Here is a 26,235-nt window from a genome sequence, read left to right as displayed (position 1 = left end):
TCATCGGCCGCAACGCGATCGCCGCCGGTTCCGTACCGGTCGGCACGGCGACAGGCGGCCCGGCATCATCCGCCGCGGCACCGGGCGGTACGGCATCTGCAGCCACCGGACCGGGCGCAACCGCACCGGCCGCCACCACGGCCCCCGGCCAGACGGCGGGCGGCATCCCGGCGAAGGGCCCGGGTGGCGGCGCGGGTGACGGTGCGGGAGGCGCTCGCGGCCCGGACCCGGCGCGGTCCGACGCCGGTCCGGCCCTCGCCCAGGTCGTCCTCGGCCTGATCTGCGCGGGCTACGCGACAGGAGCCGCCCTCGGCTGGGGGTCCGAGCGACTGGCGCTCGTCATGGGCGACTTCGGGCTGAGCGCGGCCGCCCTCGCCGCCGGCGTCTCCTGCTTCCTCTACTCCCGCCTCGGCGGGAGCCGCTTCCGGCCCGCCTGGCTGCTCTTCGCCTTCTCCTCCACCATGGCCGCCGCCGGAAACGGGGTCTGGGGATGGTACGAGGTCGTGCTCGGCCGGGACGTACCCAGCCCCTCCCTCGCCGATCTCTTCTTCCTGCTCTTCGCCCCGCCCGCCATCGTCGGCCTGCTCGTCCTCGCCAAGAAGCCCGTCACACGGGCCGGCTGGGTCTGCCTCGGGCTCGACGCCTGGCTGATCGGCGGCTCGCTGCTCACCCTCTCCTGGAGCCTCGCCCTCGCGCACACCACGCACTTCCAGGGCGAGAGCGTCGCCCAGGCCGCCCTCTCGCTGGCGTACCCGCTGCTCGACATCGTTCTCGTCAGCATGGTCCTGGCGCTCCACTTCCGCCGCTCCCACGCGAACCGCTCGGCGACCAACACCGCCATCGCCGCCCTCGCCCTCACCGTGCTGTGCGACGCCCTGTTCACCTCGCCGCTGCTGCGGGAGAACTACACCTCCGGGCAGCTGCTGGACGCCGGCTGGTTCGCCGGGTCCCTGCTCCTCGCGTACGCCCCCTGGGGAGTGCGCCGGACCCCCGAGGGCATCCCCTCCCCGCGTGGCCAGCGCCTCCCGAGCCGCCCCGTGGCCGGCTCGCTGGCAGCCCTCACCCCGTATCTGGCCGCGGCGGTCTGCACCCTCGGCATCCTGTACAACGTCATCGAGGGACGCAGCGTGGACCGCGTCGTCGTCCTCACCGGCTGTACGGTCGTCCTCGCCCTGGTCGTGCGGCAGGGCATCATGCTCCTCGACAACATCGCCCTCACCCATGAACTGGCCCAGAAGGAGAACCACTTCAGGTCCCTGGTGCAGGGCTCCAGCGATGTCATCATGATCGCCGCGCCCACCGGCATACTCCGTTATGTGAGCCCGGCCGCCTCCGGGGTCTACGGACGCGAGGCCGAGGATCTCATCGGCCAGGAGCTGGCCTCCCTCATCCATCCCGAGGACCTCGGAGGCGTGGTCCACGAGGTGCGCCGGTTCCTGGCCGCCTCTCCCGCGGAGGAGCCGACGACCCGGATCGAGTGCCGCTTCCGCTCCGGCCGCGGCGACTGGCTCAACGTCGAGTCCACCGTCAACCGCCACCAGGGCGGGCTGATCTTCAACAGCCGGGACGTCACCGAACGGGTACGCCTCCAGGCGCAGTTGCAGCACAACGCCGAGCACGACCCGCTCACCGACCTGCCCAACCGGGCCCTGTTCACCCAGCGCGTCCGCAACGCCCTCACCGGCCGGCGCTCCTCCGACCCCGGCACCGCCGTGCTCTTCATCGACCTCGACGGCTTCAAGGGGGTCAACGACCGGCTCGGCCACCAGGCGGGCGACGAGCTCCTCGTCCAGGCCGCCCGCCGCCTCCAGGACTCCGTCCGGGCCGGGGACACCGCCGCCCGCCTCGGCGGCGACGAGTTCGCCGCACTCATCCTCGGCGACGGCTCCCGGGACAGATCGGCCCGCGAGCGCCAGGTCCACGAGATCGCCGACCGGCTGCGCCTCACGCTCTCCCAGCCGTACCGCCTCGAAGGCGGGAACGAGGTACGGGTCGCCGCCTCCATCGGCGTCGCCTTCGCCGAGCCCGGCATCGGCGTGGGGGACCTGCTGCGCAACGCCGACCTGGCCATGTACCGGGCCAAGGCCGCCGGCAAGGACCGCGTGGAGATGTACGCCCCGCAGATGCAGGCCGAGGTCGTCCGCAGGACGGAGCTGGCCAGCCGGCTGCGCAGCGCCCTCGACGACGGTGAGTTCGCCCTCCTCCACCAGCCGGTGGTGGACCTCACCACCGGCCGCATCACCGCCGTCGCCGCCCAGGCCCGCTGGCGCTCCGCCCAGGGCATCCTCTTCACCCCGGCCGAGTTCCTGCGGGTCGGGGACGACAGCGAGCGCGTCGCCGAGCTCGGCCGCTGGCTCCTCGAGCAGGCCGTGGAGCAGGCCGCCGAACGGGCGAGCCTCGGCCACCGCACACCGGTCTCCATCCGGCTCTCCGCCCGCACGCTGCTCGACCGCTCCCTGCCGCTCGGCTCCGTCGAGGCGCTGCTGACCCGCCACGGGCTGCCCTCGGGGTCGCTGATGGTCGAGCTCGCCGACAGCGACCCCCGGGTCTCCTTCGACGACCTGGAGCAGCGCCTGGTCGCCCTGCGCCGCCTCGGCGTACGGATCGCCCTGGACGGCTTCGGCAGCGGCCACGCGGCCATCGACGCGCTGCGGCGCCTCCCCGTCGACGTACTGAAACTGGACAGAGGTCTGGTCGAGGGCGTGGTCGAGTCCGCCCGGCTGCGCAAGATCACCAGCGGGCTGCTCCGTATCGCCTGCGACCTCGGGCTGCAGTCCGTCGCCGACGGCGTGGACGTCCCCGAGCAGGTGCTCGCCCTGCGTGCCATGGGCTGCACACACGGCCAGGGCATGGCCTTCTCGGGCCCGCTCGACGAGTACCGGCTGCGCCGCGCGCTCGTCCGGGACGAGTACCCGGTCCCCGGCGGGGTGGCGGTTCCCGCCGGAAACCGTCCCCCGTTCGGCTCACATACTGAGACGCCTGTCCCACCCACTTGACACTGATAGTGCGTCGGGGGGAGGGTCAGTGCCATGCGCACCCGAATTCTCGTACTTGGAAAGCGCGTCGGCTGAAGCAGGGCCATGAAGGCCCGGCTTGAACGCTCCCGACGCGCTCCCCTCGCTTGCCTCCCGGCACGAGGGGTTTTTTGTTGCACCGGCTCATCCTGAAGTCGTACCAAACCCTCGCAAAAACCTCTGCCTCGAGAAGAGAATGCTGATGACCGAGCAGGCCACCGGGCACCATCCGCAGCCGCGGGCCCGTAGCGGCGGACAGTCCGCCACCACCGTCGAGCACGTCACGGGTGCGCAGTCCCTCATCCGTTCTCTCGAGGAAGTGGGGGCCGACACCGTCTTCGGTATTCCGGGCGGCGCCATCCTCCCCGCGTACGACCCGATGATGGACTCCACGAAGGTCCGCCACATCCTGGTCCGCCACGAGCAGGGCGCGGGCCACGCCGCCACGGGCTACGCCCAGGCCACCGGCAAGGTCGGCGTCTGCATGGCGACCTCCGGGCCCGGCGCCACGAACCTGGTCACCCCGATCGCCGACGCCCACATGGACTCCGTCCCGCTGGTCGCGATCACCGGCCAGGTCGCCTCGAAGGCCATCGGCACGGACGCCTTCCAGGAGGCGGACATCTGCGGCATCACGATGCCGATCACCAAGCACAACTTCCTGGTCACCAAGGCCGAGGACATCCCGCGGACGATCGCCGAGGCCTTCCACATCGCCTCCACCGGCCGCCCCGGCCCGGTCCTGGTCGACATCGCCAAGGACGCCCTGCAGGCGAAGACCACCTTCAGCTGGCCGCCGCAGACCGACCTGCCCGGCTACCGCCCGGTGACCAAGCCGCACGCCAAGCAGATCCGTGAGGCCGCCAAGCTCATCACCGCGGCCAAGCGCCCCGTCCTGTACGTCGGCGGCGGCGTCCTGAAGGCCGGCGCCACCACCGAGCTGAAGGTCCTCGCCGAGCTCACCGGCGCCCCCGTCACCACCACCCTGATGGCGCTGGGCGCGTTCCCCGACAGCCACCCGCTGCACGTGGGAATGCCGGGCATGCACGGTGCGGTCACCGCCGTCACCGCGCTGCAGAAGGCCGACCTGATCGTCGCCCTCGGAGCCCGCTTCGACGACCGCGTCACCGGCAAGCTGGACAGCTTCGCCCCCTTCGCCAAGATCGTCCACGCCGACATCGACCCGGCCGAGATCGGCAAGAACCGCGTCGCAGACGTCCCGATCGTCGGTGACGCCCGCGAGGTCATCGCCGACCTGGTCCAGGCCGTCCAGGCCGAGTACAGCGAGGGCAACAAGGGCGACTACACCGCCTGGTGGAGCGACCTGAACCGCTGGCGCGAGACCTACCCGCTCGGCTACGACCTGCCGGAGGACGGCAGCCTCTCGCCGCAGCAGGTCATCCAGCGCATCGGCCAGCTCGCGCCCGCCGACACCATCTACGCGGCCGGCGTCGGCCAGCACCAGATGTGGGCCGCCCACTTCATCGACTACGAGAAGCCGGCCACCTGGCTGAACTCCGGCGGCGCCGGAACGATGGGCTACGCGGTCCCGGCCGCCATGGGCGCCAAGGCCGGCATGCCGGACCGCCCGGTCTGGGCGATCGACGGCGACGGCTGCTTCCAGATGACGAACCAGGAGCTCGTCACCTGCGCGCTCAACAACATCCCGATCAAGGTCGCCATCATCAACAACGGCGCCCTCGGGATGGTCCGCCAGTGGCAGACCCTCTTCTACAACCAGCGCTACTCCAACACGGTGCTGCACTCCGGCCCGGAGGCCACCGGCCTGGAGCCCTCCAAGGGCACCCGCATCCCGGACTTCGTCAAGCTGTCCGAGGCCATGGGCTGTGTCGCCCTGCGCTGTGAGGACCCGGCCGACCTCGACAAGGTCATCGCCGAGGCCAACGCCATCAACGACCGCCCGGTCGTGATCGACTTCATCGTCCACGAGGACGCCCAGGTCTGGCCCATGGTGGCCGCCGGCACCTCCAACGACGAGGTCATGGCCGCCCGGGGCGTCCGCCCCGACTTCGGCGACAACGAAGACGACTGAGACCGAGAGCCGTAGGAAGAGGAACGACGCACATGACTAGGCACACGCTCTCCGTCCTGGTGGAGAACACCCCCGGCATCCTGGCCCGGATCGCCGCCCTGTTCTCCCGCCGCGGCTTCAACATCGACTCGCTCGCCGTCGGTGTCACCGAGCACCCCGACATCTCCCGCATCACCATCGTGGTCAATGTCGAGGACCTGCCGCTGGAGCAGGTGACCAAGCAGCTCAACAAGCTGGTCAACGTCCTGAAGATCGTCGAACTCGAGCCCAGCGCCGCGATCCAGCGCGAGCTCGTCCTGGTGAAGGTCCGCGCCGACAACGAGACCCGCTCCCAGATCGTCGAGATCGTCCAGCTGTTCCGCGCCAAGACCGTGGACGTCTCGCCCGAGGCGGTCACCATCGAAGCCACCGGTTCGAGTGACAAGCTGGAAGCGATGCTCAAGATGCTGGAGCAGTTCGGCATCAAGGAGCTCGTGCAGTCCGGCACGATCGCCATAGGGCGTGGTGCCCGGTCCATCACGGACCGGTCCCTGCGGGCCCTCGACCGCAGCGCCTGACGTCAAGCACGCGTGACCGCCGGTCCGACCGGCGGTCCGCCTGGCGAGACCCGAAAACTTCCCTCCCGCTCCCCGCCGTACGGTGGGACGCAACACCAGCACATCAAGGAGATTCCCAGTGGCCGAGCTGTTCTACGACGACGACGCCGACCTGTCCATCATCCAGGGCCGCAAGGTCGCGGTGATCGGTTACGGCAGCCAGGGCCACGCCCACGCGCTGTCGCTCCGTGACTCGGGTGTCGACGTCCGCGTCGGTCTGCACGAGGGCTCCAAGTCCAAGGCCAAGGCCGAGGAGCAGGGCCTGCGCGTGGTGACGCCCGCCGAGGCCGCCGCCGAGGCCGACGTCATCATGATCCTCATCCCGGACCCGATCCAGGCCAAGGTCTACGAGGAGTCCATCGCCCCGAACCTGAAGGACGGCAAGGCGCTCTTCTTCGCGCACGGCTTCAACGTCCGCTTCGGGTTCATCAAGCCCCCGGCCGGCGTCGACGTCGCGCTCGTCGCCCCGAAGGGCCCGGGCCACCTGGTCCGCCGTCAGTACGAGGAGGGCCGCGGCGTCCCCGCGATCGCCGCCGTCGAGCAGGACGCGACCGGCAACGCCTTCGCCCTGGCGCTCTCGTACGCCAAGGCCATCGGCGGCACCCGCGCCGGCGTCATCAAGACGACCTTCACCGAGGAGACCGAGACCGACCTGTTCGGTGAGCAGGCCGTCCTCTGCGGTGGCGCGTCCGCGCTGGTGAAGGCGGGCTTCGAGACCCTGGTCGAGGCCGGCTACCAGCCGGAGATCGCCTACTTCGAGTGCCTGCACGAGCTGAAGCTCATCGTCGACCTCATGTACGAGGGTGGCCTGGAGAAGATGCGCTGGTCGGTCTCCGAGACCGCCGAGTGGGGCGACTACGTCACCGGCCCGCGGATCATCACCGACGCCACCAAGGCCGAGATGAAGAAGGTCCTCACGGAGATCCAGGACGGCACCTTCGCCAAGAACTGGATGGACGAGTACCACGGCGGCCTGAAGAAGTACAACGAGTACAAGACCCAGGACGAGAAGCACCTCCTGGAGACCACCGGCAAGGAGCTGCGCAAGCTCATGAGCTGGGTGAACGACGAGGAGGCGTAAGCCTCCGGGGCCGGGCCGGACGGAGTGTCCGGCCCGGCCCCCCATCGTTGGACACGCCGTCCAACCACGGACGGGTGATCCTTCCAACGAGGCGCAGGAAGTGCGCCGACGCACCACTACACTCTCAACAACATTCGCGTTCAGGCCCACAGCGTCGTGCGCTTTCACGCGGCAAGCCCCCTCCACCGCCTGCGGCCGTCGGGACGGCCGTCCGCACTGGATCTGTGAGGACTCACGTGAGCTCGAAACCTGTCGTACTCATCGCTGAAGAGCTGTCGCCCGCCACCGTCGACGCGCTGGGCCCGGACTTCGAGATCCGGCACTGCAACGGCGCCGACCGCGCCGAGCTGCTCCCCGCCATCGCCGATGTGGACGCGATCCTGGTCCGCTCCGCGACCAAGGTCGACGCGGAGGCCATCGCCGCCGCCCGCAAGCTCCGGGTCGTCGCCCGTGCCGGTGTCGGTCTGGACAACGTCGACGTCTCCGCCGCCACCAAGGCCGGCGTGATGGTCGTCAACGCCCCGACCTCCAACATCGTCACCGCCGCCGAGCTCGCGTGCGGTCTGCTCGTCGCCACCGCGCGCAACATCCCGCAGGCCAACACCGCGCTGAAGAACGGCGAGTGGAAGCGCTCGAAGTACACGGGCGTCGAGCTCAGCGAGAAGACCCTCGGCGTCGTCGGCCTCGGCCGCATCGGCGTCCTGGTCGCCCAGCGGATGTCCGCGTTCGGCATGAAGATCGTCGCGTACGACCCCTACGTGCAGCCGGCCCGCGCCGCCCAGATGGGGGTGAAGCTGCTGGCCCTGGACGAGCTCCTGGAGGTCGCCGACTTCATCACCGTCCACCTGCCGAAGACCCCGGAGACCCTCGGTCTCATCGGCGACGAGGCGCTGCACAAGGTCAAGCCGAGCGTCCGCATCGTCAACGCCGCGCGCGGCGGGATCGTCGACGAGGCCGCGCTGTTCTCCGCCCTCAAGGAGGGCCGGGTCGCCGGCGCCGGTCTCGACGTGTACGCGAAGGAGCCCTGCACGGACTCCCCGCTCTTCGAGCTCGACCAGGTCGTCTGCACCCCGCACCTCGGCGCGTCCACGGACGAGGCCCAGGAGAAGGCCGGTGTCGCGGTCGCCCGCTCGGTGCGCCTCGCGCTCGCCGGTGAGCTGGTCCCGGACGCGGTCAACGTCCAGGGCGGTGTCATCGCCGAGGACGTCAAGCCCGGTCTGCCGCTCGCCGAGAAGCTCGGCCGGATCTTCACCGCGCTGGCGGGCGAGGTCGCCGCGCGTCTCGACGTCGAGGTGTACGGCGAGATCACCCAGCACGACGTGAAGGTGCTCGAACTCTCCGCGCTCAAGGGCGTGTTCGAGGACGTGGTCGACGAGACCGTGTCGTTCGTCAACGCCCCGCTGTTCGCGCAGGAGCGCGGTGTCGAGGTCCGTCTCACGACCTCCAGCGAGTCCCCGGACCACCGCAACGTGGTCACCGTGCGCGGCACGCTCTCGAGCGGCGAGGAGGTCGCGGTCTCCGGCACCCTGGCCGGCCCCAAGCACCTCCAGAAGATCGTCGCGGTCGGCGACTACGACGTGGACGTCGCGCTCGCCGACCACATGGTCGTCCTGCGCTACGAGGACCGCCCGGGTGTCGTCGGCACGGTCGGCCGGATCCTCGGCGAGGCCGGTCTGAACATCGCCGGGATGCAGGTGGCGCGCGCGGAGGAGGGCGGCGAGGCGCTCGTCGTGCTCACCGTGGACGACACCGTCCCTGCGGCGGTGCTCGCGGAGATCTCGGCGGAGATCGGCGCGACGTCGGCCCGCTCGGTCAACCTGGTCTGAGCCGTTCAGCACTCGTACCCGGCATCTAGACGTCCGTCTTACACGGATGTCTAGCCGCCGGGTACAGTGCTGTCATGGGACATCGGGAAGATCTGCTCGAAGGCGCCAAGGCCTGCCTCCTGGAGAAGGGCTACGCCCGCACGACGGCCCGCGACATCGTCACCGCCTCGGGCACCAACCTCGCCTCCATCGGCTACCACTACGGCTCTAAGGAGGCCCTGCTCCAGCAGGCGTTCCTCGCGCTCACGGAGGAGTGGGGCAACGAGGTGGGCCCGGCGGGCAGCGGCGAGGGCAAGAAGGCGCTCCCGGCCGACCCGTACGAGCGCTTCCACACGGTCTGGGAACAGGTGATCGCGGCCGCGGACGCCAGCCGGCCGGTCTGGAAGCTCCAGACGGAGGTCGTCACCCGCCTCGACGACGACGAGAAGCTCCGCGAAGCCATCAAGGAACCCCAGCGCGAGGGCCGGCTGGGCATGGCCGAGGTCTTCCTGGGTCTCGACCCGGAGGCGGACCCGGAGAAGGCCCGGGTCGCGGGGCTGCTCTGCCAGGCGCTCGCCACCGGCGTGATGATCCAGTGGATGGTGGACCCGGAGACGGCCCCGACGGCGGACGACCTGACCGAGGGGCTCAAGGTGCTGATGGGGGAGCGGGACTGAGGGGCGAGCGGGACTGAGGGGCGAGCGAGACCCAGGGTCCTACAGCTTGGCCGACTTCAGGGACATGTGGAGCAGCAGACGGTCCTCGCCGTCGTCCAGGTCCAGGCCGGTGAGCTGTTCGACCCGGGACAGCCGGTAGTAGAGGGTCTGACGGTGGACGCCGAGAGCGGCCGCCGTGCGGCCCGCCTGGCCCGCGTTGTCGAGGAACACCTCGGCCGTACGCGCCAGTTCGGCGTGGGCGGGGGCGAGCAGCGGCGCCACGACGGGGTCGATCTCCGGGTGGTAGAGCGCCGCGAGGAGACGGTACGGGCCGATCCCGGCCCACTCCGCGACCGGGCCGAGCTTCGGCTGCGCCGTGGCCGCGCGGGCCGCCGTGCTCGCCTCGCGCCAGGCCGCCGGGAGCTCCGCGAGTCCCCGGCGGGGGGTCGCGACACCGGCGGGGGAGGCGGCGCGCAGCCGGTCCGCCGCCGCGTGGGCGGGGGTGAGGTCCTCGGGCGAGCGCAGCCGTACGAGGACCGCCAGGGACTCGCTCTCCGGGAGCGCGGCGATCGCCGCCGCGCTCGCGACCGTGCCCGCCGAGGGGGCGTCGCCCCGCCAGGGGGTCACGCAGACGACGGTGTGCAGCCCTTCCGCGTTGGGGCCCAGGGCCGTCCGCAGGGCCGCGAGGGCCATGTCGCTCTGCCAGCCGCGCTCGGCGGTCAGTACGGCGGCGAACGCGCGGGAGAGGTCCGCACCCGCCCGTTCCTCGTCCGCGAGGAGATCGCCGATCCGGGCCGCGACCTCCATCGCCGCCGCCAGCCGGCCCTGCGAGGGACCGGGCTCGGCGTCGAGCAGCCAGACGTACCCGAGGACGACGCCCCCGTGGCGTACCGGAAGACAGATCCGGTCTCGGAAGACGCCCGCGTCCGGTGCCGCCGGGATCCGCACCGGGCCCGTCGCCCGGGTGATGCCGAAGCCCTCGAACCAGGCGCGGACGGCCGGCGTCGACTTCCTGGTCAGGATCGAGCGGGTGCGGACCGGGTCCATCGCGCTGTCGTCGTCGCTGTCGTGGGCCCCGAACGCGATCAGCCCGAAATCCCGGTTCTCCAGCGTCGCCGGGGCGCCGAGCAGCGCCGAGATCTCGTCCACCAGTTCTTGGTAATCGCCCTTCACGGCGCCATTCTCGCACCCCCTTCATACATTTGTCTGAGATGCCGGCCACGGATGCGTGACAGCTGTCGATGGCACAGGATCGGAGCGATCCTTAGGTTTCACGGTGGTTCTCCGTGCTGTTCCCGATTCCTTACGAAAAACCGGGTATGGCACTCTTCGTCACCCTGTCCTTCTGGAGGTCCCCGTGCTGGGTCCCGTGATCCTCGCCGCGTCGCGCAGCGACACCATGCGCCGCTTCGTGTCGGCCGCCCCTGGGACCAAGCAGGTCGTCGACCGGTTCATCGCCGGCGAGACGGTCGAGCACGTCATCCCGATCGTCGAGGACATCACCGGCCGCGGCCTGGAGGTCACCCTCGACGTCGTCGGCGAGGACATCACCACCGTCGAGCAGTCCTACGCCGCCCGTGACGCCTACCTGGAGCTGATCGGCCGCCTCGAGGAGCTGGGCCTGGGCGCCCGCGCCGAGATGTCGGTCAAGCTGTCGATGTTCGGCCAGGCGCTGGAGGAGGGACACGAGCTGGCCCTCGCGAACGTCCGCCCGGTCGTCGAGGCCGCCGCCGCGATCGGCACCACGGTCACCCTGGACGCCGAGGACCACACCACCCTCGACTCGATGTTCGCCATCCACGAGGAGCTGCGGAAGGACTTCCCGCAGACCGGCTGCGTCATCCAGGCGTACCTCTTCCGCACCGAGGAGGACGCCCGCCGCCTCGCCGCGAACGGCTCCCGCGTGCGGATCGTGAAGGGCGCCTACAAGGAGCCCGCCTCCGTCGCGATCCAGGACAAGCCCGAGATCGACAAGGCGTACGTCCGGATCATGAAGATCCTGATGGAGGGCGAGGGCTACCCGATGATCGGCTCCCACGACCCGCGCCTCATCTCCATCGGACAGGAGCTCGCCCGCCGTGCGGGGCGCAAGCTGGACGAGTACGAGTTCCAGATGCTCTACGGCATCCGCAGCGAGGAGCAGAACCGGCTCGCCGCCGAAGGACACCGCATGCGCGTCTACACCGCCTACGGCACCGACTGGTACGGCTACTTCATGCGTCGCCTCGCCGAGAAGCCGGCCAACCTGCTCTTCTTCGCCCGCTCCATCCTCACCAAGGGCTGAGCCCACCTCTCACAAGGAGTTACGAGACTCATGGACGCTGTGACCCAGGTCCCCGCTCCGGTCAACGAGCCGGTGCACAGCTACGCCCCCGGTTCCGCCGAGCGCGCCCGTCTGGAGGCCAGGCTCAAGGAGCTGGCCGAGAACCCGCGCGACCTCCCGATGACCATCGGCGGCGTGAAGCGCATGGGCGGCGGCGAGCGCTTCGACGTCGTGCAGCCGCACAACCACAAGGCCGTCATCGGCACCTTCGCCGCCGCCACGCAGCAGGACGCCCAGGACGCGATCGACGCGGCCCTGGCCGCGGCCCCGGCCTGGCGCGCGATGTCCTTCGACGACCGCGCCGCGATCATCCTGCGCGCCGCCGAGCTGCTGGCCGGCCCCTGGCGCGAGACGCTGGCCGCCTCCACGATGCTGGGCCAGTCGAAGACCGCCCAGCAGGCCGAGATCGACACCCCCTGCGAGCTCGTCGACTTCTGGCGCTTCAACGTGGCCTACGCCCGCCAGATCCTGGCCGAGCAGCCGCCGGCGAACTCCCCGGGCGTGTGGAACCGACTGGACCACCGCCCGCTGGAGGGCTTCGTCTACGCGATCACGCCGTTCAACTTCACGGCCATCGCGGGCAACCTGCCCACCGCCCCCGCCCTCATGGGCAACGTGGTGATCTGGAAGCCGTCCCCGACGCAGACCCACTCCGCCGTGCTCCTCATGGAGCTCCTGGAGGAGGCCGGACTGCCCAAGGGCGTCATCAACCTGGTGACGGGCGACGGCATCGCCGTCTCCGAGGTGGCCCTGAACCACCGCGACCTCGCCGGCATCCACTTCACCGGCTCGACCAAGACCTTCCAGCACCTGTGGAAGACGGTCGGCAACAACATCGAGAAGTACCGCTCGTACCCGCGGATCGTGGGCGAGACCGGCGGCAAGGACTTCGTCGTCGCCCACCCGAGCGCCGACCGCGCCGTCCTGAAGACCGCGCTGACCCGCGGCTCCTTCGAGTTCCAGGGCCAGAAGTGCTCCGCGTCCTCGCGCGCGTACGTCCCGGCCTCCATCTGGAACGACGGCTTCAAGGAGGAGTTCGCGACCGAGGTCGACGGCATCAGGATGGGTGACGTCACCGACCTGACGAACTTCATCGGCGCCGTGATCGACGAGCGTTCCTTCGCCAAGAACAAGGCCGCGATCGACCGCGCGAAGGCCGACCCGACCTGCACGATCATCGCCGGTGGCACGTACGACGACTCGGAGGGCTACTTCGTCCGCCCGACCGTCATCGAGTGCTCGGACCCTTCGAACGAGGTCTTCACGACCGAGTACTTCGGCCCGATCCTCGCCGTCCACGTCTACGAGGACGACCGGTACGACGAGATGCTGACCCAGATGGAGTCGGTCTCGGACTACGCGCTGACCGGCTCGGTCATCTCGGGCGACCGCGCCGCCACGGCGTACACGATGGACAAGCTCCGCTACGCGGCGGGCAACTTCTACATCAACGACAAGTCGACCGGCGCCGTCGTCGGCCAGCAGCCCTTCGGCGGCGGCCGCGCGTCCGGCACGAACGACAAGGCCGGCGCGCCGCAGAACCTGATGCGCTGGACGCTGACCCGCGCGATCAAGGAGACGCTGGTCCCGCCGACCGAGTACGGCTACCCCCACATGGGCTGACGCCCCGCCTCCTCCCCGAGGCCCCCGACACCGCCCCCCTCCTGGGTCCCCCAACCAAGGACGGGGGCGGTTCTCATGCCGGGCGGCGGATCACCAGGCCCGCAGGTAGACCCGGGTGCGGTCGGCGTCCAGCTTCTGGAGGTAGATCTCGATCCACTCGATGTGCTTGCGCTGCTTGTCCTCGACACAGGGAGGGCAGACGCCGGCCCAGCGCACCCCCTGCAAGGTGTCCGGTTCGGGCAGCCCGAGGTGGGCGAAGGATGTGCCGGCTGGGATCGGCGTCTTCAGGGGAACGTTCTCCTCCAGTGGCCCCTGCCCTTCGAACTGCTTCCCGAGGGCCTCGGCCGCCTTCGGAGTGGTGACGAACGACAGAAGATGAATCGCGTCCTGGGGTACGAGCTTCACTGCCCCCTTCACCTCGGTGGCTCCGGGAGGTACGTCGACCTTCATGTAGGCGGCTGCCTCGGGCGCGCCCGCCTTCTTGTCCCACTCCCAGTGACGACCCTCGCCGGACCCGGACGAGCAGGCGCCGAGCAGCCCGACGACCACGGCCGCGACCACGGCACGCACGAGTCCCACCTTGGTCATCGGTTCTCCTCCCGGCCGCGCTCCGGGTCCTTGCGCGTGTGGTCCCGACCCGGGTCGGCATCGGGCAGCGCATGGGGTCCGGGCTCGTCGGTCAGGTCCTGGTGGCGCACCGAACTGGAACCCCTCATGTCGTACTCCTGGGCCAGCCCTGTGGTGTGCAGCCGCTGCATATCGGTGTCAGGGATATGGATGGGACCGATGTCGACCCACTTCCCCTCGTCCCAGTTGTACCGGTCCCAGACGTTGACCTGGTAGTCGAGGGACACCTTGGGCTTGCCGTCCGCACCGGGCGTCACGGTGACCAAGCCGGAGACGTTCTGCTGGTGCCCGTTCACCGCGTAGTACCAGTCGGATTCGTGCAGGAACTCCTGGCCGCGGGCCCTGCTCTCCACCGGGATGGCCACCGGCTTGCCGCCGGACTCCTCGTAGGCATCCAGGGCCTGCTGACGCCAGGCAGCCTGGTTGGCGCCGATGTGCTTGCCCTCGATGGAAGCCTTGAACTGCGGTTCGTCCTGGAGGAATCGGTCCACGTCCAGGATCAATGGGTCCCCGGTCGCTCCGAGATAGTGGGCCATGTTGCGACTCGCCATGCTGTGCCCATAGCCATCACCACCGCCCTGGACCATCTTGGCCTGGGCGAGAACCCAGTAGTCGCGCGCTGTTGGTTCCTCCACGCCGAACGGTCCGGCACCCACGTCCGGCCGCTTCCACTTGTAGTGGAAGGCGTCCAGAATCCCCGCCTTCTTCAGCTCGTCCCCCCGCTCCTCCAGCAGAATCCCCCGTGTCACCGGATCCAGCTTGCTCCACCACTCCGCGACCTTCGCCCGGTCCTGGGGCATGTTCTCCGCGGCCGCCGCCTCCTTGAGGGAGGTGTACGGGCGGCTGCCGTTGAAGCCGCCGAACGTGCCGTCCCGGAAATCGGTGTCCGTCACCGCGTCGATCAGGGCGAGCTTCACCCCGTTGTCGGCCTCCTCGAACGCGTCCACCGCCTGCTGGATCCGCCGCGTCCAGGAACGCTCCACCTCCACGAGGTCCGGGTCGTGGCGGATCGCGCGGGCCTCCTGCGCGTCGACCTTGGAGAAGTCGTACGAGGCGTTGCCACCTTCGCTGACCTTCATGCCCGCCGCCACGGCCTCGTCGACCGCTGCCTTCACCTTGCCCTTCAGCTCGGTGAAGAGCGTGCTCGCCTCACGCAGCAGCATGGCCACCGCCCGTGCCTGGATCTGCGCGCTGTTGTACTCGTTGCGCGTGACGGCGAAGTTGGGGGCGGCCACCTGCTGGGCCTGACCGAGCCATATGCCGCTCGTAGTGGTCGACTGGACCTTCTTCTCGTACGTCGTCTCCAGCGTCTCGAACTTGTCGGCCATGCCGTCCCAGGCCGTGGCCGCGGTGGCGAGCTTGTCGAAGTCGGTCGTCATGACGTCGTGATACGTGAGCATGACGGGCTACTCCTTTGGGCCAGGCGCCAGCGGTCGGTAACCGTCGCGGGTTCTCAACTCCTGTGCCAGGAAGGAGACTCCGGAACCGCCGAGCGCGGCCTTCTCACCGCCGAGCCGGCCGAGCAGCATCTTCACCTGGCCGGCCCAGGTCTCCTCGACAGTCGTCAGGGCGGACGCCGTCTGCCAGCCCGCGAACTCCGTCTTCGCCGCCGTGGTCGACGCGTCCGCGTGGTCCCCGGCCGTCCTCGTGTCCGGTTCCAGGATGTCGTGGATGGCCTTGGCCGCAGCCTTCTTCTCGGCCGGCGCGGTCTTCAGATCGGGCGCGCCCGTACCCCCACCGCTCCCGCCGCCTCCGTCGAGCTGGTTGAGGCGCATGCTCGTCGTATCGGTCTTGATCTGCGACCACTCGTCGTCGAACGCCATGTCCACCCCCGTTGATTGGCGTCGTCCTGTTTCACCCTACACAGCGGGTCCGACAGCCCGTCCGAGGAAATCGGCGATGAGCTCGGCGATCGCCGGGGTATGGGTCTCCAGGGCGAAGTGGCCCGTCGGGAGAAGGTGGATCTCCGCGTCGGGGAGGTCCCGGCCGAACGCCTTCGCGCCCGCCGGGACGAAGACCTCGTCGCCCTCGCCCCAGACCGCGAGCAGGGGGACGCGGCTGGTGCGGAAGTAGTCCTGGAACGCGGGGTAGAGCGCGAAGTTGGAGCCGTAGTCGGCGATCAGGCCGAGTTGGATCTCGTCCTGGCCCTCGCGGGCCATCAGGGCCGCGTCGTGGTGCCAGGCATCCGGGCTGAGGAGGTCGCGGAACTCGGCGGGGACACCCGTCTCGTACTGCCAGCGGATGCCGTCGAGGGAGCGGATCGCGCGGACCGGCTCCTCGGTCTCGGGGGTGCGGTCGGCGATCAGGGCGAGGACGGGGGCCCAGGCGTCGGCCCCGAGGCCCTCCTCGTACGCGTTGCCGTTCTGGGTGACGATCGCCGTGACGCGCTCGGGGTGGGCGAGGGCCAGGCGGAGGCCGATCGGGGCGCCGTAGTCCTGGATGTAGAGCGCGAAGCGGTCGAGGCCCAGGGCTTCGGTGAACTCGAAGGTCAGCGCCGCCAGTTCGGCGAAGCTGTAGTCGAACTCCGTGGCCGAGGGCGCGGCGCTGCGGCCGAAGCCGAGGTGGTCCGGGGCGATCAGGCGGTAGCCGTCGGCGAGGAGCGGGATCAGGTCGCGGAACATGTGCGAGCTCGTGGGGAAGCCGTGCAGCAGAAGCAGGACGGGCGCGTCGGCGGGGCCGGCCTCGCGGTAGAAGATCTCGTGGCCGCGGACGGTGGTGGTGCGGTGGTGGACCTGCTGCACAGGAAACATGCCTAACCCCTCACGGTGCTTTGACTGGTGATAGGGGTGAGTCAACCAGCGCGCGCCTAACCAGTCAATAATTTTTTGAGGGTTAGTTGAAGGAAGGGGGAGACTGGAGACATGACCGTGACGACCGCAGCCACCCACCAACTCGGGGCCGAACGCCTGCGCGCGACGAGGCGGATGCTCGACGCCGCCTTCGACGGCGAGTTCGCTGACGAGGACTGGGACCATGCCCTCGGCGGCATCCATGCCTGGATCGAGGACGAGCACGGCATCGCCGCCCACGGCAGCGTGATCATGCGCCGCGTGCTCCACAACGGCCGTTCGCACCGCGTCGGTTACGTCGAAGGCGTCGGCGTCCGCGCCGACAGGCGGCGCCAAGGGCTCGCGGGGCTCGTCATGGCCGAGCTGGAGCGGGTGATCGACGGAGCGTACGCCTTCGGGGCCCTGTCCGCGTCGGACGAGGGGGCCGCGCTCTACCGGGCGCGCGGTTGGCAGACGTGGAAGGGGCGGATCGAGGCGCTGAGCCCCGAGGGGATCCTGCATCTGCCCGAGGAGGAGGGCTCGACCTTCCTCCGGCCGGCGGCCGGCCGGCCGCTGCCCGACCCCGCCGTCGCGCTCGTCTTCGACTGGCGCGACGGCGACGTCCTCTGACTCAGCGCCGGCGGCCCTTGGCCGTCTCCAGCTTCGCCGTGACCAGGGCCGACGCCGCACCGGCCACGCCCATGAGGACGATGGTGTACCCGGGCAGCCCGAGGGTCAGAGAGGCCCCGCCCACCATCAGCACCCAGGCGCCGAGCAGCACCTTGCCGCGGCGGCTCAGGAAGAGCCACTTCGCCGGGGTCGCCGGCAGTGTGCCCAGGGCGCCCGCCCGTCCCGCGCTCGCCGCCTTCGGGCGCTTGAAGTACCCGTACACCAGCCACTCGCCGCACAACTCCCAGCCCTCCGGCGAGAGCTCGGCGAGCACCTGCTCGCGCCTGTGGCCCCTGATCACCTCTCGCCGGTACTCCCACCGGAGCGCCACGCCCGGCGCGCGGCGGCAGACGAACCGGCCGAGGGAGTCCAGGGACTCCACCTCCCAGCCCTGGTCGCCGTGGACCGCCAGCATCCGCCGGTCGTTGAAGAGGTCCGCCGTCCACGTCCAGCTCTCCGCCTCCTCGGCGGGCTCGCCGGGCGACGGCGCGAGACCGCCGAGTTGCGCCGCGAAGGCGGCGGCGGGGCCGAACTCCTCCTCCGCCCCCGACCCGGTCTCGGCGAGATGCGCGCGCAGATCCGCGACGGTCGAGGCGATCTGCTCCTCCGTCACGCCCGCCGTGCGCAGCGCCGCGGCGAGCTCCTCGAAGTAGGTGTCCGTCGTCATGGTCTCGTCCCCCCTGGGTGCAGCATGGTCTGTACGGCCCCGTGGAAGTCCCTCCACGCCCCGCTCTCGGCCGCGAGATGCGCGCGGCCCCGCTCGGTGAGCCGGTAGTAACGGCGCCCCGGCCCGCGCTCGGCCGCGCGGAACTCGGCTTCCACCAGGTCCGCTTCCTCCAGCCGGTTCAGTACGGGATAGAGCGTCCCGCCCTTGATCTCGCCGAGCCCCGCCCGGTCGAGCGCCTTGGCGATCTCGTACCCGTAACTCTCGCCGTCGGTCAGGCAGGAGAGGACGAGCAGGTCGAGGACTCCCTTGAGCCAGCTGGATCTGCGGTCTGCGGCCATGCGTGTATTCCAGCACTAGCTAGGTAGGAATGCAACCTAGCTAGTGCGGCTAGCTGGATCGGGCCACCAACATCTTGCCGGCGTTCTCCCCGCGCAGCATCCCCAGGAAGGCGTCCACGATGTGCTCGAAGCCGTCGGCGACCGTCACGTCCAGCGGCAGCCGCCCGCTCCGCAGATGCGGCACGGCGAACTCGTACAACTCCGTCTGCGCGTCCGCGTGATTGCTGACCAGGAACCCTTCGAGCCGGATGCTCTTCTCCACCAGGTCGAACAGATTGCGCGGGGCGGGCGGGGGAGCGGAGAGCGAGTGGTACTGCGCGACGGCGCCGACCCAGGCGATCCGGCCGTGCTCGCGCAGCGCGGCGATCGACGCCTCCAGATGGTCACCGCCCACCCCGTCGAGGACGACGTCCAGGCCGCCCGGTGCCGCCTTCGCGAGCAGTTCGGAGACCGGCCCGTCGTGGTAGTCGAAGGCGGCGTCGAAGCCGACCCGTTCGGTGAGGTACGCGACCTTGCGCGCCGAGCCCGCGCTGCCGACGAGCCGTCCGGCGTCCAGAAGGCGGGCGAACCGGCCCGCCGCCGTGCCGACCCCGCCGGCCGCGGCTGAGACGAACAGATCCTCGCCCGGCTGGAGCCGCGCGATCCGGGTCAGGCCGACGTACGCCGACAGGCCCGTCCCGCCGAGCACGCTCAGGTGAGCGGCGAGGGGAACGCCGTCGAAGTCCGGGACAGGGCGCACCTCGTCCGGGCCGACGACGGAGTGCGTGCGCCAGCCCCGGCGGTGCTGGACCAGGTCGCCCGGGGAGAGTTCCGGGGTACGGGAGTCCGCGACCCGGCCGATGGTGCGGCCCTCCATGGGGGAGTTCAGGGTCCACAGGAAGTCCCCGTCCATCGCCTCGCGGTGGTACGGGTCCACGGACCACAGGAGGTTCTCGACGAGCGCGGTGCCGGGCGTGGGGTCCGGGACCGGGGCCTCGACGAAGGCGAAGTGGGCGGGGGAGGGGAAGCCGTCGGGGCGGGACGTCTGCTGGACGGTGATCATGGTCTCGTGCGTCATGGGGAGACCGTAGGAAGCGGGGCGCGAGGTGGGCAGTAGGTTGCTTCGATGGATCGCGCCGATCCATCGACATCGCTCATAGCCCGAGGTGAGAGCCGCCATGACCGACCTTGCTCCGCACGAACTGCGCGTTCTCCTCGCCGTCGGGAGCGAGCGCGGCTTCTCCGCCGCGGCCATGGCGCTCGGCATGACGCAGTCCGCCGTGTCCCACTCCGTGCGGACCAGCGAGCGCAAGCTGGGGGCGGTCCTCTTCGACCGGGGGCGGACGGGGGCCACGCCCACCGCCGCGGGGGAGCGGGCGCTCGGACACGCGCGGCGCGTGCTGCGGCTCCTGGAGGTGATGGGTGCGGAGGTGCGGAGCGCCGGGACGGTGGGCGAGGTCGCCGGGCCCCTGCGGATCGCCGCCTTCCGCAGCGCCGCCCTGCATCTGCTGCCGCGCGCCCTGGAGCGGCTGGCCGCTCGCCATCCGGAGGTCGTCCCGGAGGTGCGGATCGTCCGGGAGGTGGGGCGCGGGACCGCGGGCGAGGTCCTGGACGGGCGGGCCGACCTCGGCATCGCGACCATCGGGACGACCTCGCCCGTACCGCCGCAGCTCGTCGGGGGTGTGCTGGTCGAGGAGGGGTACGCGCTGGTGCACCCGGCCGGGCATGCGGCGCCGCGCTCGCTGCCGCTCGTGGACTGGACGGAGAACTGCACCTCGTACACCCGGGAGTGGTGGGCGGAGCAGGACTGGCTGCCGGCGGCGACCGTCCAGGCCGAGGACGACGGAGCAGTGCTCTCGATGGTGAGCAGTGGTTTCGGTATGGCCGTGATGCCGGAACTCTCCCTTGTCGGAGCACCGCCCTCGGTCCAGATCACCGATCTCGGTCCGGCCCGCCCGACGCGCTCCGTCGGCTATGTCACCACCCCTGAGCTGGCGAAATCCCTCGCCGTGCGGGCGCTGATCCGCGAACTGCGCGCCGGTGTGAGCCGACCGCCGTCTCAGATAGTAGGAAGTCCGAGTAATTGTGGAGACAGATGCGACGGCCTGTCCTAGCTTTGTAGAAGCCGAACGTCCCGCTTCATCAAGCGAAGGGCGGTCGAGAGCGCGACGCCCTGTGCAGGCAACCCCTGCGGCGGCGCTCCCCGCCCCCTCCGGCGCCTTCGATCACCACTGATCTCAAGGAGTCGATCCCTCATGGCCGCTCAGACCGCCCGTCGCGTCCGCCACTCCGCCACCCGCCCCAGCAGCGACGACGTTCGCAAGAACGCCGCCGCCGCCCTCCAGCGCGCCCTCGACCGCCGTGACAACGGTGGAGCATGGGGGCACCTCCCGCGCTGAAAGCTGCGGGGGAGGGTCACTGGCCGCGTCTGACCTCGAAGTGGTCGATGCGCTCGCCGCTCTCGGCGAGCGCGGAGACCTTCAGTACGGGCGACGCCCCCGCCACCGCCTCCACCGCGAGGAACGAGAAGCCGGTGTAGCGGACCCGCGACCACTCCACGGTGTCCGGGTCCGGCAGCCGCAGCTTCGTCCAGTGGTACGTCACGATGTGCTCGTGGTCGTGGACGTGCCCCTCGTAGCTGTCCCGGACGCCGAGCCCGAACCCGTACAGCTCCTTGCCCGCGCCGCCGGCCGTGACGTACACGATGCCGTCGCGCGTCGGGTCGGTCGTGCCACCGATCGGCACCGGCCTGCCCACCTCGCCGCCCTTGACGGCGTCCGTGCGCTCGTAGACGTGGTTGTGCCCGTTGATCACCAGGTCCACCTGGTGCTTGGTGAACAGTGGCAGCCACGCGTCGCGCACTCCGCCGTCCGAGGCGTGCGTCGACGTCGAGTACGTGCAGTGGTGGAAGAAGACCACCACGAAGTCGATCTCCGGCCGGGCGCGCAGCTCGCCGAGCCGACGGTCGAGCCAGGCCGTCTGACGGCCCTCCGTGTACCCCTTGTTGGCCGGTATCTCGTACGAGACGTCGTTCGCGTCGAGTGCGAGGACGCCGACGTTGCCGTACGTGAAGGAGTAGACCCCGGGCGCGAGCGCCGGGTCCGGGCCGTTCTCGGGGAGCGCCCAGCGGGCCGACTGGCCGCCGTAGCCGTTCGGCGAGTACCAGGCCTCCATGTCGTGGTTGCCGGTCGTCACCATCCACGGGACCCGCGACGCCACGCTCTCCGTCTGGGCGAGGAACTGGTCCCAGACACGGGCGTCGTACGTGTCCGACTCCTTGCCCTGCCCCGTGGAGTCGGCGTAACAGATGTCGCCGGCGTGCAGGTGGAAGGCCGGGTCCTGGCCGAGGATCAGCTGGTCGTTGGCGAGCGCGTGGTAGCTGACGCCCTGGTCGCCGAAGGCCGTGAAGACGAAGGACTCGGGCGCCGCCGGAGCCGTACGGAAGGAGCCGACGGTGCCCAGCCGCTCCGCGGAGGCCGGGTCGAAGCCCTCGTGGCCGACGCCGTAGTAGTACGTCGTGCCGGGCCGCAGCCCGTCCAGGCCGACGTGCAGATAGAACTGGTCGACCGCCGGCAGCTTCCGGGAGAGGGAGGGCGTGTGCAGCGGGCGCACCTCGGCCTCGATCCGCGTCCCCAGCTCCCAGGGGCGCAGGCCGACCCGGACGTACGGGCGGCTGACGGCGAAGGGCACCTGCCAGGAGATCCGCATCTGGGTCCTCGGGTCCGCGCCGAAGGCCAGATGGCGGCCGAACGGGGCGACCAGCCCGCCGTCCACGGCGGTGGTGGCGGGGGCCGTGATCAGGGTGGGCGAGGCAGCGGCGGCGGGGCCTCCGGCGAGCAGTCCCGCGCCGGCCGCGGCGGCGCCCGCCGCCGACCCGGCGAGCACCCGGCGGCGCGTCAACTTCGCCCGCAGGTACTCGTGTTGCTCCGGCATGGACAGACGACGGGCGAGGGCTTCGGGGATGCCGAAGCGTGGGGTGTCCTCAGTCATGGCGGGCAACTTGCCAGTAACTTACGGCCTCGCGCCAGACGTGGGATGAACGAAATTCAAAGAATGCGGGGCGTCCGCATGATGGACAACGCGTGTCAAGCGCTGGGACGAGGAGTAGGGTGCCGACATGTCTCACAGCATCGATCTCGCAGTCATTCCCGGCGACGGCATCGGCCAGGAGGTCGTGGCCGAGGGCCTCAAGGTCCTCTCTGCCGCGCTTCCGCAGGATGTGAAGCTGGAGACGAAGGAGTACGACTTCGGCGCCAAGCGCTACCACGCGACCGGTGAGACCCTCACCGACGCGGACGTCGAGGCTCTCAAGCAGCACGACGCCATCCTGCTCGGCGCGATCGGCGACCCGTCGGTCCCCTCGGGCGTGCTGGAGCGCGGCTTCCTGCTGAAGCTCCGCTTCCTCTTCGACCACCACGTCAACCTGCGTCCGTCGAAGCTGCTCCCCGGCGTGTCGACCCCGCTCAAGGGCCAGCCCGAGATCGACTTCATCGTGGTCCGCGAGGGCACCGAAGGCCCGTACACCGGCAACGGCGGCTCGATCCGTACCGGCACCCCGCACGAGGTCGCCACCGAGGTCTCCGTCAACACGGCGTTCGGTGTCGAGCGTGTCGTCCGCGACGCCTTCGCCCGCGCCCAGGCCCGCCCGCGCAAGAAGCTGACGCTGGTCCACAAGAACAACGTCCTGGCGTACGCGGGTCACCTCTGGACCAACATCTTCAACAAGGTGGCCGAGGAGTTCCCCGAGGTCACCACCGACTACCTGCACGTGGACGCGGCGACGATCTTCCTCGTCACGCAGCCCGAGCGGTTCGACGTGATCGTCACCGACAACCTCTTCGGTGACATCATCACCGACCTCGCCGCGGCCGTCTCCGGCGGCATCGGTGTCGCCGCCTCCGGCAACATCAACCCGAGCGGCGAGTTCCCGTCCATGTTCGAGCCCGTCCACGGTTCCGCGCCGGACATCGCGGGCCAGGGCAAGGCCGACCCGACGGCCACCGTTCTCTCCGTCGCCCTCCTGCTGCGCCACCTCGGCCACGAGACCGAGGCCGCACGCGTCGAGGCCGCCGTCGCCGCCGATCTGACCGAGCGCGGCGACTCCGTCCGTACGACGGCGGAGATCGGCGACGCGCTCGCGGTACGCGTAGCGAGCTGACCCGCCGACTGACGTCACACACAGCCGCCGGGTCGCATCAGACACCCGGCGGCTGTACCTATGCGGTCGTGGGGTGCCACCATCAACTCATGGACCGCATGCACGACGTTTCCGTGCACCGTCCCTCACGGGCGATAATCGAACGTGGGGCCGCGGCATGCGGGAAAGCTCGGACGTCCTAGCAGAGCACTGATAGCGGCGTGAGCGCGGTCCATCACACACAACCGGTGAAGGACAAGCACTCATGACGACGCCCACGATCGAGCTCAAGCCCTCCTCCAGCCCGCTGTCCGACGCGGAGCGCGAGGCGATCCTGGCCAACCCGGGATTCGGCCGCCACTTCACCGATCACATGGTGACCATCCGGTGGACCGAGGGCCGCGGCTGGCACGACGGTCAGCTCGTGCCGTACGGCCCGCTCTCCCTCGACCCGGCCACGAACGTCCTGCACTACGCGCAGGAGATCTTCGAGGGCCTCAAGGCGTACCGCCGTCCCGACGGCTCCGTCGCCACTTTCCGCCCCGACGCCAACGCCCGGCGCTTCCAGGCCTCCGCGCGCCGGCTGGCCATGCCGGAGCTGCCGGTCGAGACGTTCATCGAGGCCTGTGACGTCCTCGTCCAGCAGGACAAGGCATGGGTTCCGGCGCACGGCGGCGAGGACTCGCTCTACCTGCGCCCGTTCATGATCGCGACGGAGGTCGGCCTGGGCGTGCGCCCGGCGAACGAGTACCTCTTCGTCGTCATCGCCTCGCCCGCCGGCCCGTACTTCCCCGGTGGTGTGAAGCCCGTCTCCATCTGGCTCTCCGAGGACCGCGTCCGCGCCGTTCCCGGCGGCATGGGCGACGCCAAGACCGGCGGCAACTACGCGGCCTCCCTGCTCGCCCAGGCCGAGGCCGCGGCCCGGGGCTGCGACCAGGTCGCCTACCTCGACGCCGTGGAGCACAAGTGGGTCGAGGAGCTCGGCGGCATGAACCTGTACTTCGTGTACGGCGACAGGATCGTCACGCCGACGCTGACCGGCTCCCTGCTCGCCGGCATCACCCGTGACTCGCTCCTCCAGCTGGCCAAGGACCTCGGGTACGCGTCCGAGGAGGGCCGCGTCTCCATCGACCAGTGGAAGGCCGACAGCGAGAACGGCACCCTCACCGAGGTCTTCGCCTGTGGCACGGCCGCGGTCATCACCCCGGTCGGCTTCGTGAAGTCGACCCGCGGCGAGTGGCAGCAGTCCGGCGGACAGCCGGGCGAGGTCACGATGAAGCTCCGCGAGGCGCTCCTCGCCATCCAGACCGGCAAGGCCGAGGACGTCCACGGCTGGACCCACCAGCTGGGCTAGGCGACCCGTCCGACCCGTCCGAGCCGGTCGACACGAAGGCCCCCGGGACCGTGGCACGCGCCACACCCCGGGGGCCTTCGTCCGTGTTCAGGACACGGCGACGCCTCAGGACACGGCGACTTCCGGTTCGAGCTCCTGCTCCCGCGCGGGCGCCGGGGCCGCGGCCGGCGTCAGCAGGGCGTACAGCGCGCCGCCGACGAGGCCGGACAGCACGAAGCTGCAGTCGATCCCGCCCGTCAGGGCGAGCAGCGGCCCCTCGTACAGCGGGGTGGACACCGAGGCGAGGCCCACGCCCGCCCCCAGGGCCCAGCACGCCGTCGCCCGCGGGTGCCAGCCGGCGGCGAACCAGTACGCCCCACCCCGGGCCCGGCGGTTGTAGACCTGGAGCGCCTCCGGGTCGTACGCGCCCTTGCAGCGCGCGTGCCCGATCAGGGTGATCACCGCCCACGGCGTACCGATCGCCGTCAGCAGCAGCACGAACGACGTCATCGCGGACTGCGCGTCCGAGGCGAAGTGGCCGAGGAAGACGAAGGCCGTCGCCACCACCGCGACCACCAGCGTCGCCCGCGCCCGGGTCGCGCGCGGCAGGATCGCGTCCAGGTCGAGGCCCATCGAGTACAGCATCAGACCCGCGTTGCCGACGGAGCCGGCGGTCGCCGCGAGCAGCAGCGGCACCACGTACCAGGCGGGGGAGGCCTCGACGAGCGGGCCCGCGTAGTCCAGCGCGCCGCGCGCCGCCAACGCCGTGTACGTACCGAAGAGCTGAGGGATCAGCAGACCGGCGGCGAGGCCGATACAGGTGGTGATCAGGACCTTCTTCGAGCTGTGCCGCCGCGGGGATATGTAGCGGGTGTAGTCGCCGAGCAGGGTGATGAAGGCGACCGGGCCGCTGAGTCCGGCCGCGACCGCCGAGAGCACCCACGTCGGCCAGAACGAGCCCAGCAGGTACGGGGTTTCGGGCACCGGGGCCGCGGTGAAGTCGCCCGCGTACGCGACCAGGCCCAGCGCGAGCAGCAGGGTCATGCCGATCGCGAGGCCCTTGCTGAGCTGGAGCAACAGCCGGTAGCCGTAGACCGCGAAGACGACCGTGCAGGCGGCGAGTACCGCGTACACCACCGCGTGCGTGGAGTCACCGGTGGGCAGTCCGGTCAGCCGGGCGAGCGTGCCGACCACCACGTCCCCGCCGATCCACAGGGTGAGCGCGGTGTAGCCGAGGGAGAGCAGCAGCCCGACCACCGAACCGACGAGCCGGCCGCGGACGCCGAAGAAGGCGCCGCTGGACGTCGAGAGGTTCGTCGCGGTGCGCAGCGAGACGAGGGCGAGCGGGGCGGTCACGGCGACGCCGACGAGCGTGCCGGTGACGACGGAGGTCACCGACGCCCACAGCCCGAGGCCGAAGGAGACCGGCAGCCAGCCGAAGACGATCACTCCGAGGCAGAGGTTCGAGCCGAGGAGGATCGCCAAGAGGTCGCGTGGACCGCTGGTGCGTTCCACTTCGGGGATGGTGTCGACTCCGCGCTGTTCGATCGGCATGGGGGCTCCCTG

Annotated in this window: 23 protein-coding genes; 13 read left to right on the top strand and 10 right to left on the bottom strand. The window is 70.5% G+C overall.

Going from position 1 to position 26,235, the window contains the following annotated elements; translation table 11 throughout:
- Nucleotides 1-164 precede the first annotated feature (164 nt).
- The 6 genes from ACFYV5_RS07295 to ACFYV5_RS07270 all read left to right on the top strand — a co-directional run bounded on the left by ACFYV5_RS07295 (nucleotide 165) and on the right by ACFYV5_RS07270 (nucleotide 9,226).
- Complete coding sequence (locus ACFYV5_RS07295) at nucleotides 165-2,996, top strand: putative bifunctional diguanylate cyclase/phosphodiesterase (RefSeq protein ID WP_389166350.1); 2,832 nt, start codon at nucleotides 165-167, stop codon at nucleotides 2,994-2,996.
- A gap of 220 nt (nucleotides 2,997-3,216) precedes the next feature.
- Nucleotides 3,217-5,067, top strand: coding sequence for an acetolactate synthase large subunit (locus ACFYV5_RS07290; RefSeq protein WP_355107545.1), 1,851 nt, complete (start codon nucleotides 3,217-3,219; stop codon nucleotides 5,065-5,067).
- Between the two features lie 32 nt (nucleotides 5,068-5,099).
- A complete protein-coding gene (ilvN, locus tag ACFYV5_RS07285; RefSeq protein ID WP_355107543.1) occupies nucleotides 5,100-5,624 on the top strand; it encodes an acetolactate synthase small subunit in 525 nt (174 codons plus the stop codon).
- A 118-nt stretch (nucleotides 5,625-5,742) separates the two neighbouring features.
- The gene (gene ilvC / locus ACFYV5_RS07280; protein WP_331912563.1) at nucleotides 5,743-6,744 is read left to right on the top strand and encodes a ketol-acid reductoisomerase; all 1,002 of its coding nucleotides are present in this window, start codon (nucleotides 5,743-5,745) and stop codon (nucleotides 6,742-6,744) included.
- Between the two features lie 236 nt (nucleotides 6,745-6,980).
- Complete coding sequence (serA, locus tag ACFYV5_RS07275; protein WP_389165455.1) at nucleotides 6,981-8,570, top strand: phosphoglycerate dehydrogenase; 1,590 nt, start codon at nucleotides 6,981-6,983, stop codon at nucleotides 8,568-8,570.
- Between the two features lie 74 nt (nucleotides 8,571-8,644).
- On the top strand, nucleotides 8,645-9,226 hold the full coding sequence (locus ACFYV5_RS07270; RefSeq protein WP_355107539.1) for a TetR/AcrR family transcriptional regulator: 582 nt from the start codon (nucleotides 8,645-8,647) through the stop codon (nucleotides 9,224-9,226).
- A gap of 39 nt (nucleotides 9,227-9,265) precedes the next feature.
- Here ACFYV5_RS07270 and ACFYV5_RS07265 read toward each other — a convergent pair whose 3' ends face one another.
- Nucleotides 9,266-10,378, bottom strand: a complete 1,113-nt coding sequence (locus ACFYV5_RS07265) for a PucR family transcriptional regulator (protein WP_389165452.1) — start codon at nucleotides 10,376-10,378, stop codon at nucleotides 9,266-9,268.
- A 184-nt stretch (nucleotides 10,379-10,562) separates the two neighbouring features.
- Here ACFYV5_RS07265 and ACFYV5_RS07260 point away from each other — a divergent pair, with 184 nt between their 5' ends.
- Nucleotides 10,563-11,489: a proline dehydrogenase family protein gene (locus ACFYV5_RS07260; RefSeq protein WP_355107535.1), complete on the top strand. Its 927-nt coding sequence runs from the start codon at nucleotides 10,563-10,565 to the stop codon at nucleotides 11,487-11,489.
- Nucleotides 11,490-11,519: 30 nt separating this feature from the next.
- Nucleotides 11,520-13,151 carry an L-glutamate gamma-semialdehyde dehydrogenase gene (gene pruA, locus ACFYV5_RS07255; protein ID WP_389165448.1) on the top strand — a complete coding sequence of 544 codons (1,632 nt, stop codon included), beginning with the start codon at nucleotides 11,520-11,522 and terminating at the stop codon, nucleotides 13,149-13,151.
- A gap of 90 nt (nucleotides 13,152-13,241) precedes the next feature.
- On the opposite strand, the gene ACFYV5_RS07250 is transcribed toward pruA, so the two are convergent.
- The 4 genes from ACFYV5_RS07250 to ACFYV5_RS07235 are packed head-to-tail and all read right to left on the bottom strand — an operon-like array spanning nucleotide 13,242 to nucleotide 16,528.
- Nucleotides 13,242-13,739: a hypothetical protein gene (locus ACFYV5_RS07250; RefSeq protein ID WP_389165446.1), complete on the bottom strand. Its 498-nt coding sequence runs from the start codon at nucleotides 13,737-13,739 to the stop codon at nucleotides 13,242-13,244.
- Entirely contained in the window at nucleotides 13,736-15,178 is a 1,443-nt protein-coding gene (locus tag ACFYV5_RS07245; RefSeq protein ID WP_389165443.1) for a hypothetical protein, read from the bottom strand. Before ACFYV5_RS07245 ends, ACFYV5_RS07250 begins: the two co-directional genes overlap by 4 nt.
- Before the next feature lie 6 nt (nucleotides 15,179-15,184).
- Nucleotides 15,185-15,601 (bottom strand): hypothetical protein, encoded by a 417-nt coding sequence (locus ACFYV5_RS07240; RefSeq protein WP_355107527.1) that lies wholly within the window; start codon nucleotides 15,599-15,601, stop codon nucleotides 15,185-15,187.
- Nucleotides 15,602-15,637: 36 nt separating this feature from the next.
- Nucleotides 15,638-16,528, bottom strand: coding sequence for an alpha/beta fold hydrolase (locus ACFYV5_RS07235; protein ID WP_389165440.1), 891 nt, complete (start codon nucleotides 16,526-16,528; stop codon nucleotides 15,638-15,640).
- Between the two features lie 111 nt (nucleotides 16,529-16,639).
- Between ACFYV5_RS07235 and ACFYV5_RS07230 the strand changes: the two genes are divergently transcribed.
- The gene (locus tag ACFYV5_RS07230; RefSeq protein WP_389165437.1) at nucleotides 16,640-17,176 is read left to right on the top strand and encodes a GNAT family N-acetyltransferase; all 537 of its coding nucleotides are present in this window, start codon (nucleotides 16,640-16,642) and stop codon (nucleotides 17,174-17,176) included.
- Between the two features lies 1 nt (nucleotide 17,177).
- Here the strand turns inward: ACFYV5_RS07230 and ACFYV5_RS07225 are convergent, their stop codons facing one another.
- Genes ACFYV5_RS07225 through ACFYV5_RS07215 form a run of 3 tightly spaced genes read right to left on the bottom strand, consistent with a single transcriptional unit; the run spans nucleotide 17,178 to nucleotide 19,277 of the window.
- Nucleotides 17,178-17,882, bottom strand: coding sequence for a hypothetical protein (locus ACFYV5_RS07225; protein WP_389165434.1), 705 nt, complete (start codon nucleotides 17,880-17,882; stop codon nucleotides 17,178-17,180).
- Nucleotides 17,879-18,220 carry a helix-turn-helix transcriptional regulator gene (locus tag ACFYV5_RS07220; RefSeq protein ID WP_355107519.1) on the bottom strand — a complete coding sequence of 114 codons (342 nt, stop codon included), beginning with the start codon at nucleotides 18,218-18,220 and terminating at the stop codon, nucleotides 17,879-17,881. Before ACFYV5_RS07220 ends, ACFYV5_RS07225 begins: the two co-directional genes overlap by 4 nt.
- Before the next feature lie 49 nt (nucleotides 18,221-18,269).
- Entirely contained in the window at nucleotides 18,270-19,277 is a 1,008-nt protein-coding gene (locus tag ACFYV5_RS07215) for a zinc-binding dehydrogenase (protein ID WP_389165432.1), read from the bottom strand.
- Nucleotides 19,278-19,377: 100 nt separating this feature from the next.
- On the opposite strand from ACFYV5_RS07215, the gene ACFYV5_RS07210 reads away from it, so the two are divergent.
- On the top strand, nucleotides 19,378-20,313 hold the full coding sequence (locus ACFYV5_RS07210) for a LysR family transcriptional regulator (protein ID WP_355107515.1): 936 nt from the start codon (nucleotides 19,378-19,380) through the stop codon (nucleotides 20,311-20,313).
- 141 nt (nucleotides 20,314-20,454) lie between these two features.
- Entirely contained in the window at nucleotides 20,455-20,598 is a 144-nt protein-coding gene (locus ACFYV5_RS07205) for a hypothetical protein (protein WP_355107513.1), read from the top strand.
- 16 nt (nucleotides 20,599-20,614) lie between these two features.
- Here the strand turns inward: ACFYV5_RS07205 and ACFYV5_RS07200 are convergent, their stop codons facing one another.
- Entirely contained in the window at nucleotides 20,615-22,189 is a 1,575-nt protein-coding gene (locus ACFYV5_RS07200; RefSeq protein WP_389165429.1) for a purple acid phosphatase family protein, read from the bottom strand.
- Between the two features lie 127 nt (nucleotides 22,190-22,316).
- Here ACFYV5_RS07200 and ACFYV5_RS07195 point away from each other — a divergent pair, with 127 nt between their 5' ends.
- Nucleotides 22,317-23,357 (top strand): 3-isopropylmalate dehydrogenase, encoded by a 1,041-nt coding sequence (locus ACFYV5_RS07195; RefSeq protein ID WP_355107509.1) that lies wholly within the window; start codon nucleotides 22,317-22,319, stop codon nucleotides 23,355-23,357.
- Nucleotides 23,358-23,601: 244 nt separating this feature from the next.
- Nucleotides 23,602-24,690 carry a branched-chain amino acid aminotransferase gene (locus tag ACFYV5_RS07190; protein WP_355107507.1) on the top strand — a complete coding sequence of 363 codons (1,089 nt, stop codon included), beginning with the start codon at nucleotides 23,602-23,604 and terminating at the stop codon, nucleotides 24,688-24,690.
- A 105-nt stretch (nucleotides 24,691-24,795) separates the two neighbouring features.
- Here the strand turns inward: ACFYV5_RS07190 and ACFYV5_RS07185 are convergent, their stop codons facing one another.
- Complete coding sequence (locus ACFYV5_RS07185) at nucleotides 24,796-26,223, bottom strand: cytosine permease (RefSeq protein ID WP_389165425.1); 1,428 nt, start codon at nucleotides 26,221-26,223, stop codon at nucleotides 24,796-24,798.
- Nucleotides 26,224-26,235 lie beyond the last annotated feature (12 nt).

The sequence above is a fragment of the Streptomyces sp. NPDC003035 genome (genome assembly GCF_042888285.1).
Taxonomy (GTDB): domain Bacteria; phylum Actinomycetota; class Actinomycetes; order Streptomycetales; family Streptomycetaceae; genus Streptomyces.
The sequence above is the reverse complement of the archived record's forward strand: the minus strand, read 5'-3'. Positions and strand labels throughout refer to the sequence as shown.

Bases quoted from the DNA above. Each gene is read 5' to 3' on its own strand.
- ACFYV5_RS07245 (WP_389165443.1), bottom strand. From the start codon at position 15,178: ATGCTCACGTATCACGACGTCATGACGACCGACTTCGACAAGCTCGCC.
- ACFYV5_RS07270 (WP_355107539.1), top strand. From the start codon at position 8,645: ATGGGACATCGGGAAGATCTGCTCGAAGGCGCCAAGGCCTGCCTCCTG.
- ACFYV5_RS07230 (WP_389165437.1), top strand. From the start codon at position 16,640: ATGACCGTGACGACCGCAGCCACCCACCAACTCGGGGCCGAACGCCTG.
- ACFYV5_RS07210 (WP_355107515.1), top strand. From the start codon at position 19,378: ATGACCGACCTTGCTCCGCACGAACTGCGCGTTCTCCTCGCCGTCGGG.
- ACFYV5_RS07185 (WP_389165425.1), bottom strand. From the start codon at position 26,223: ATGCCGATCGAACAGCGCGGAGTCGACACCATCCCCGAAGTGGAACGC.
- ACFYV5_RS07195 (WP_355107509.1), top strand. From the start codon at position 22,317: ATGTCTCACAGCATCGATCTCGCAGTCATTCCCGGCGACGGCATCGGC.
- ACFYV5_RS07290 (WP_355107545.1), top strand. From the start codon at position 3,217: ATGACCGAGCAGGCCACCGGGCACCATCCGCAGCCGCGGGCCCGTAGC.
- ACFYV5_RS07250 (WP_389165446.1), bottom strand. From the start codon at position 13,739: ATGACCAAGGTGGGACTCGTGCGTGCCGTGGTCGCGGCCGTGGTCGTC.
- ACFYV5_RS07205 (WP_355107513.1), top strand. From the start codon at position 20,455: ATGGCCGCTCAGACCGCCCGTCGCGTCCGCCACTCCGCCACCCGCCCC.
- ACFYV5_RS07235 (WP_389165440.1), bottom strand. From the start codon at position 16,528: ATGTTTCCTGTGCAGCAGGTCCACCACCGCACCACCACCGTCCGCGGC.
- ACFYV5_RS07200 (WP_389165429.1), bottom strand. From the start codon at position 22,189: ATGACTGAGGACACCCCACGCTTCGGCATCCCCGAAGCCCTCGCCCGT.
- pruA (WP_389165448.1), top strand. From the start codon at position 11,520: ATGGACGCTGTGACCCAGGTCCCCGCTCCGGTCAACGAGCCGGTGCAC.
- ACFYV5_RS07220 (WP_355107519.1), bottom strand. From the start codon at position 18,220: ATGGCCGCAGACCGCAGATCCAGCTGGCTCAAGGGAGTCCTCGACCTG.
- ilvN (WP_355107543.1), top strand. From the start codon at position 5,100: ATGACTAGGCACACGCTCTCCGTCCTGGTGGAGAACACCCCCGGCATC.
- ACFYV5_RS07190 (WP_355107507.1), top strand. From the start codon at position 23,602: ATGACGACGCCCACGATCGAGCTCAAGCCCTCCTCCAGCCCGCTGTCC.
- ACFYV5_RS07215 (WP_389165432.1), bottom strand. From the start codon at position 19,277: ATGACGCACGAGACCATGATCACCGTCCAGCAGACGTCCCGCCCCGAC.
- ACFYV5_RS07225 (WP_389165434.1), bottom strand. From the start codon at position 17,882: ATGACGACGGACACCTACTTCGAGGAGCTCGCCGCGGCGCTGCGCACG.
- ACFYV5_RS07240 (WP_355107527.1), bottom strand. From the start codon at position 15,601: ATGGCGTTCGACGACGAGTGGTCGCAGATCAAGACCGATACGACGAGC.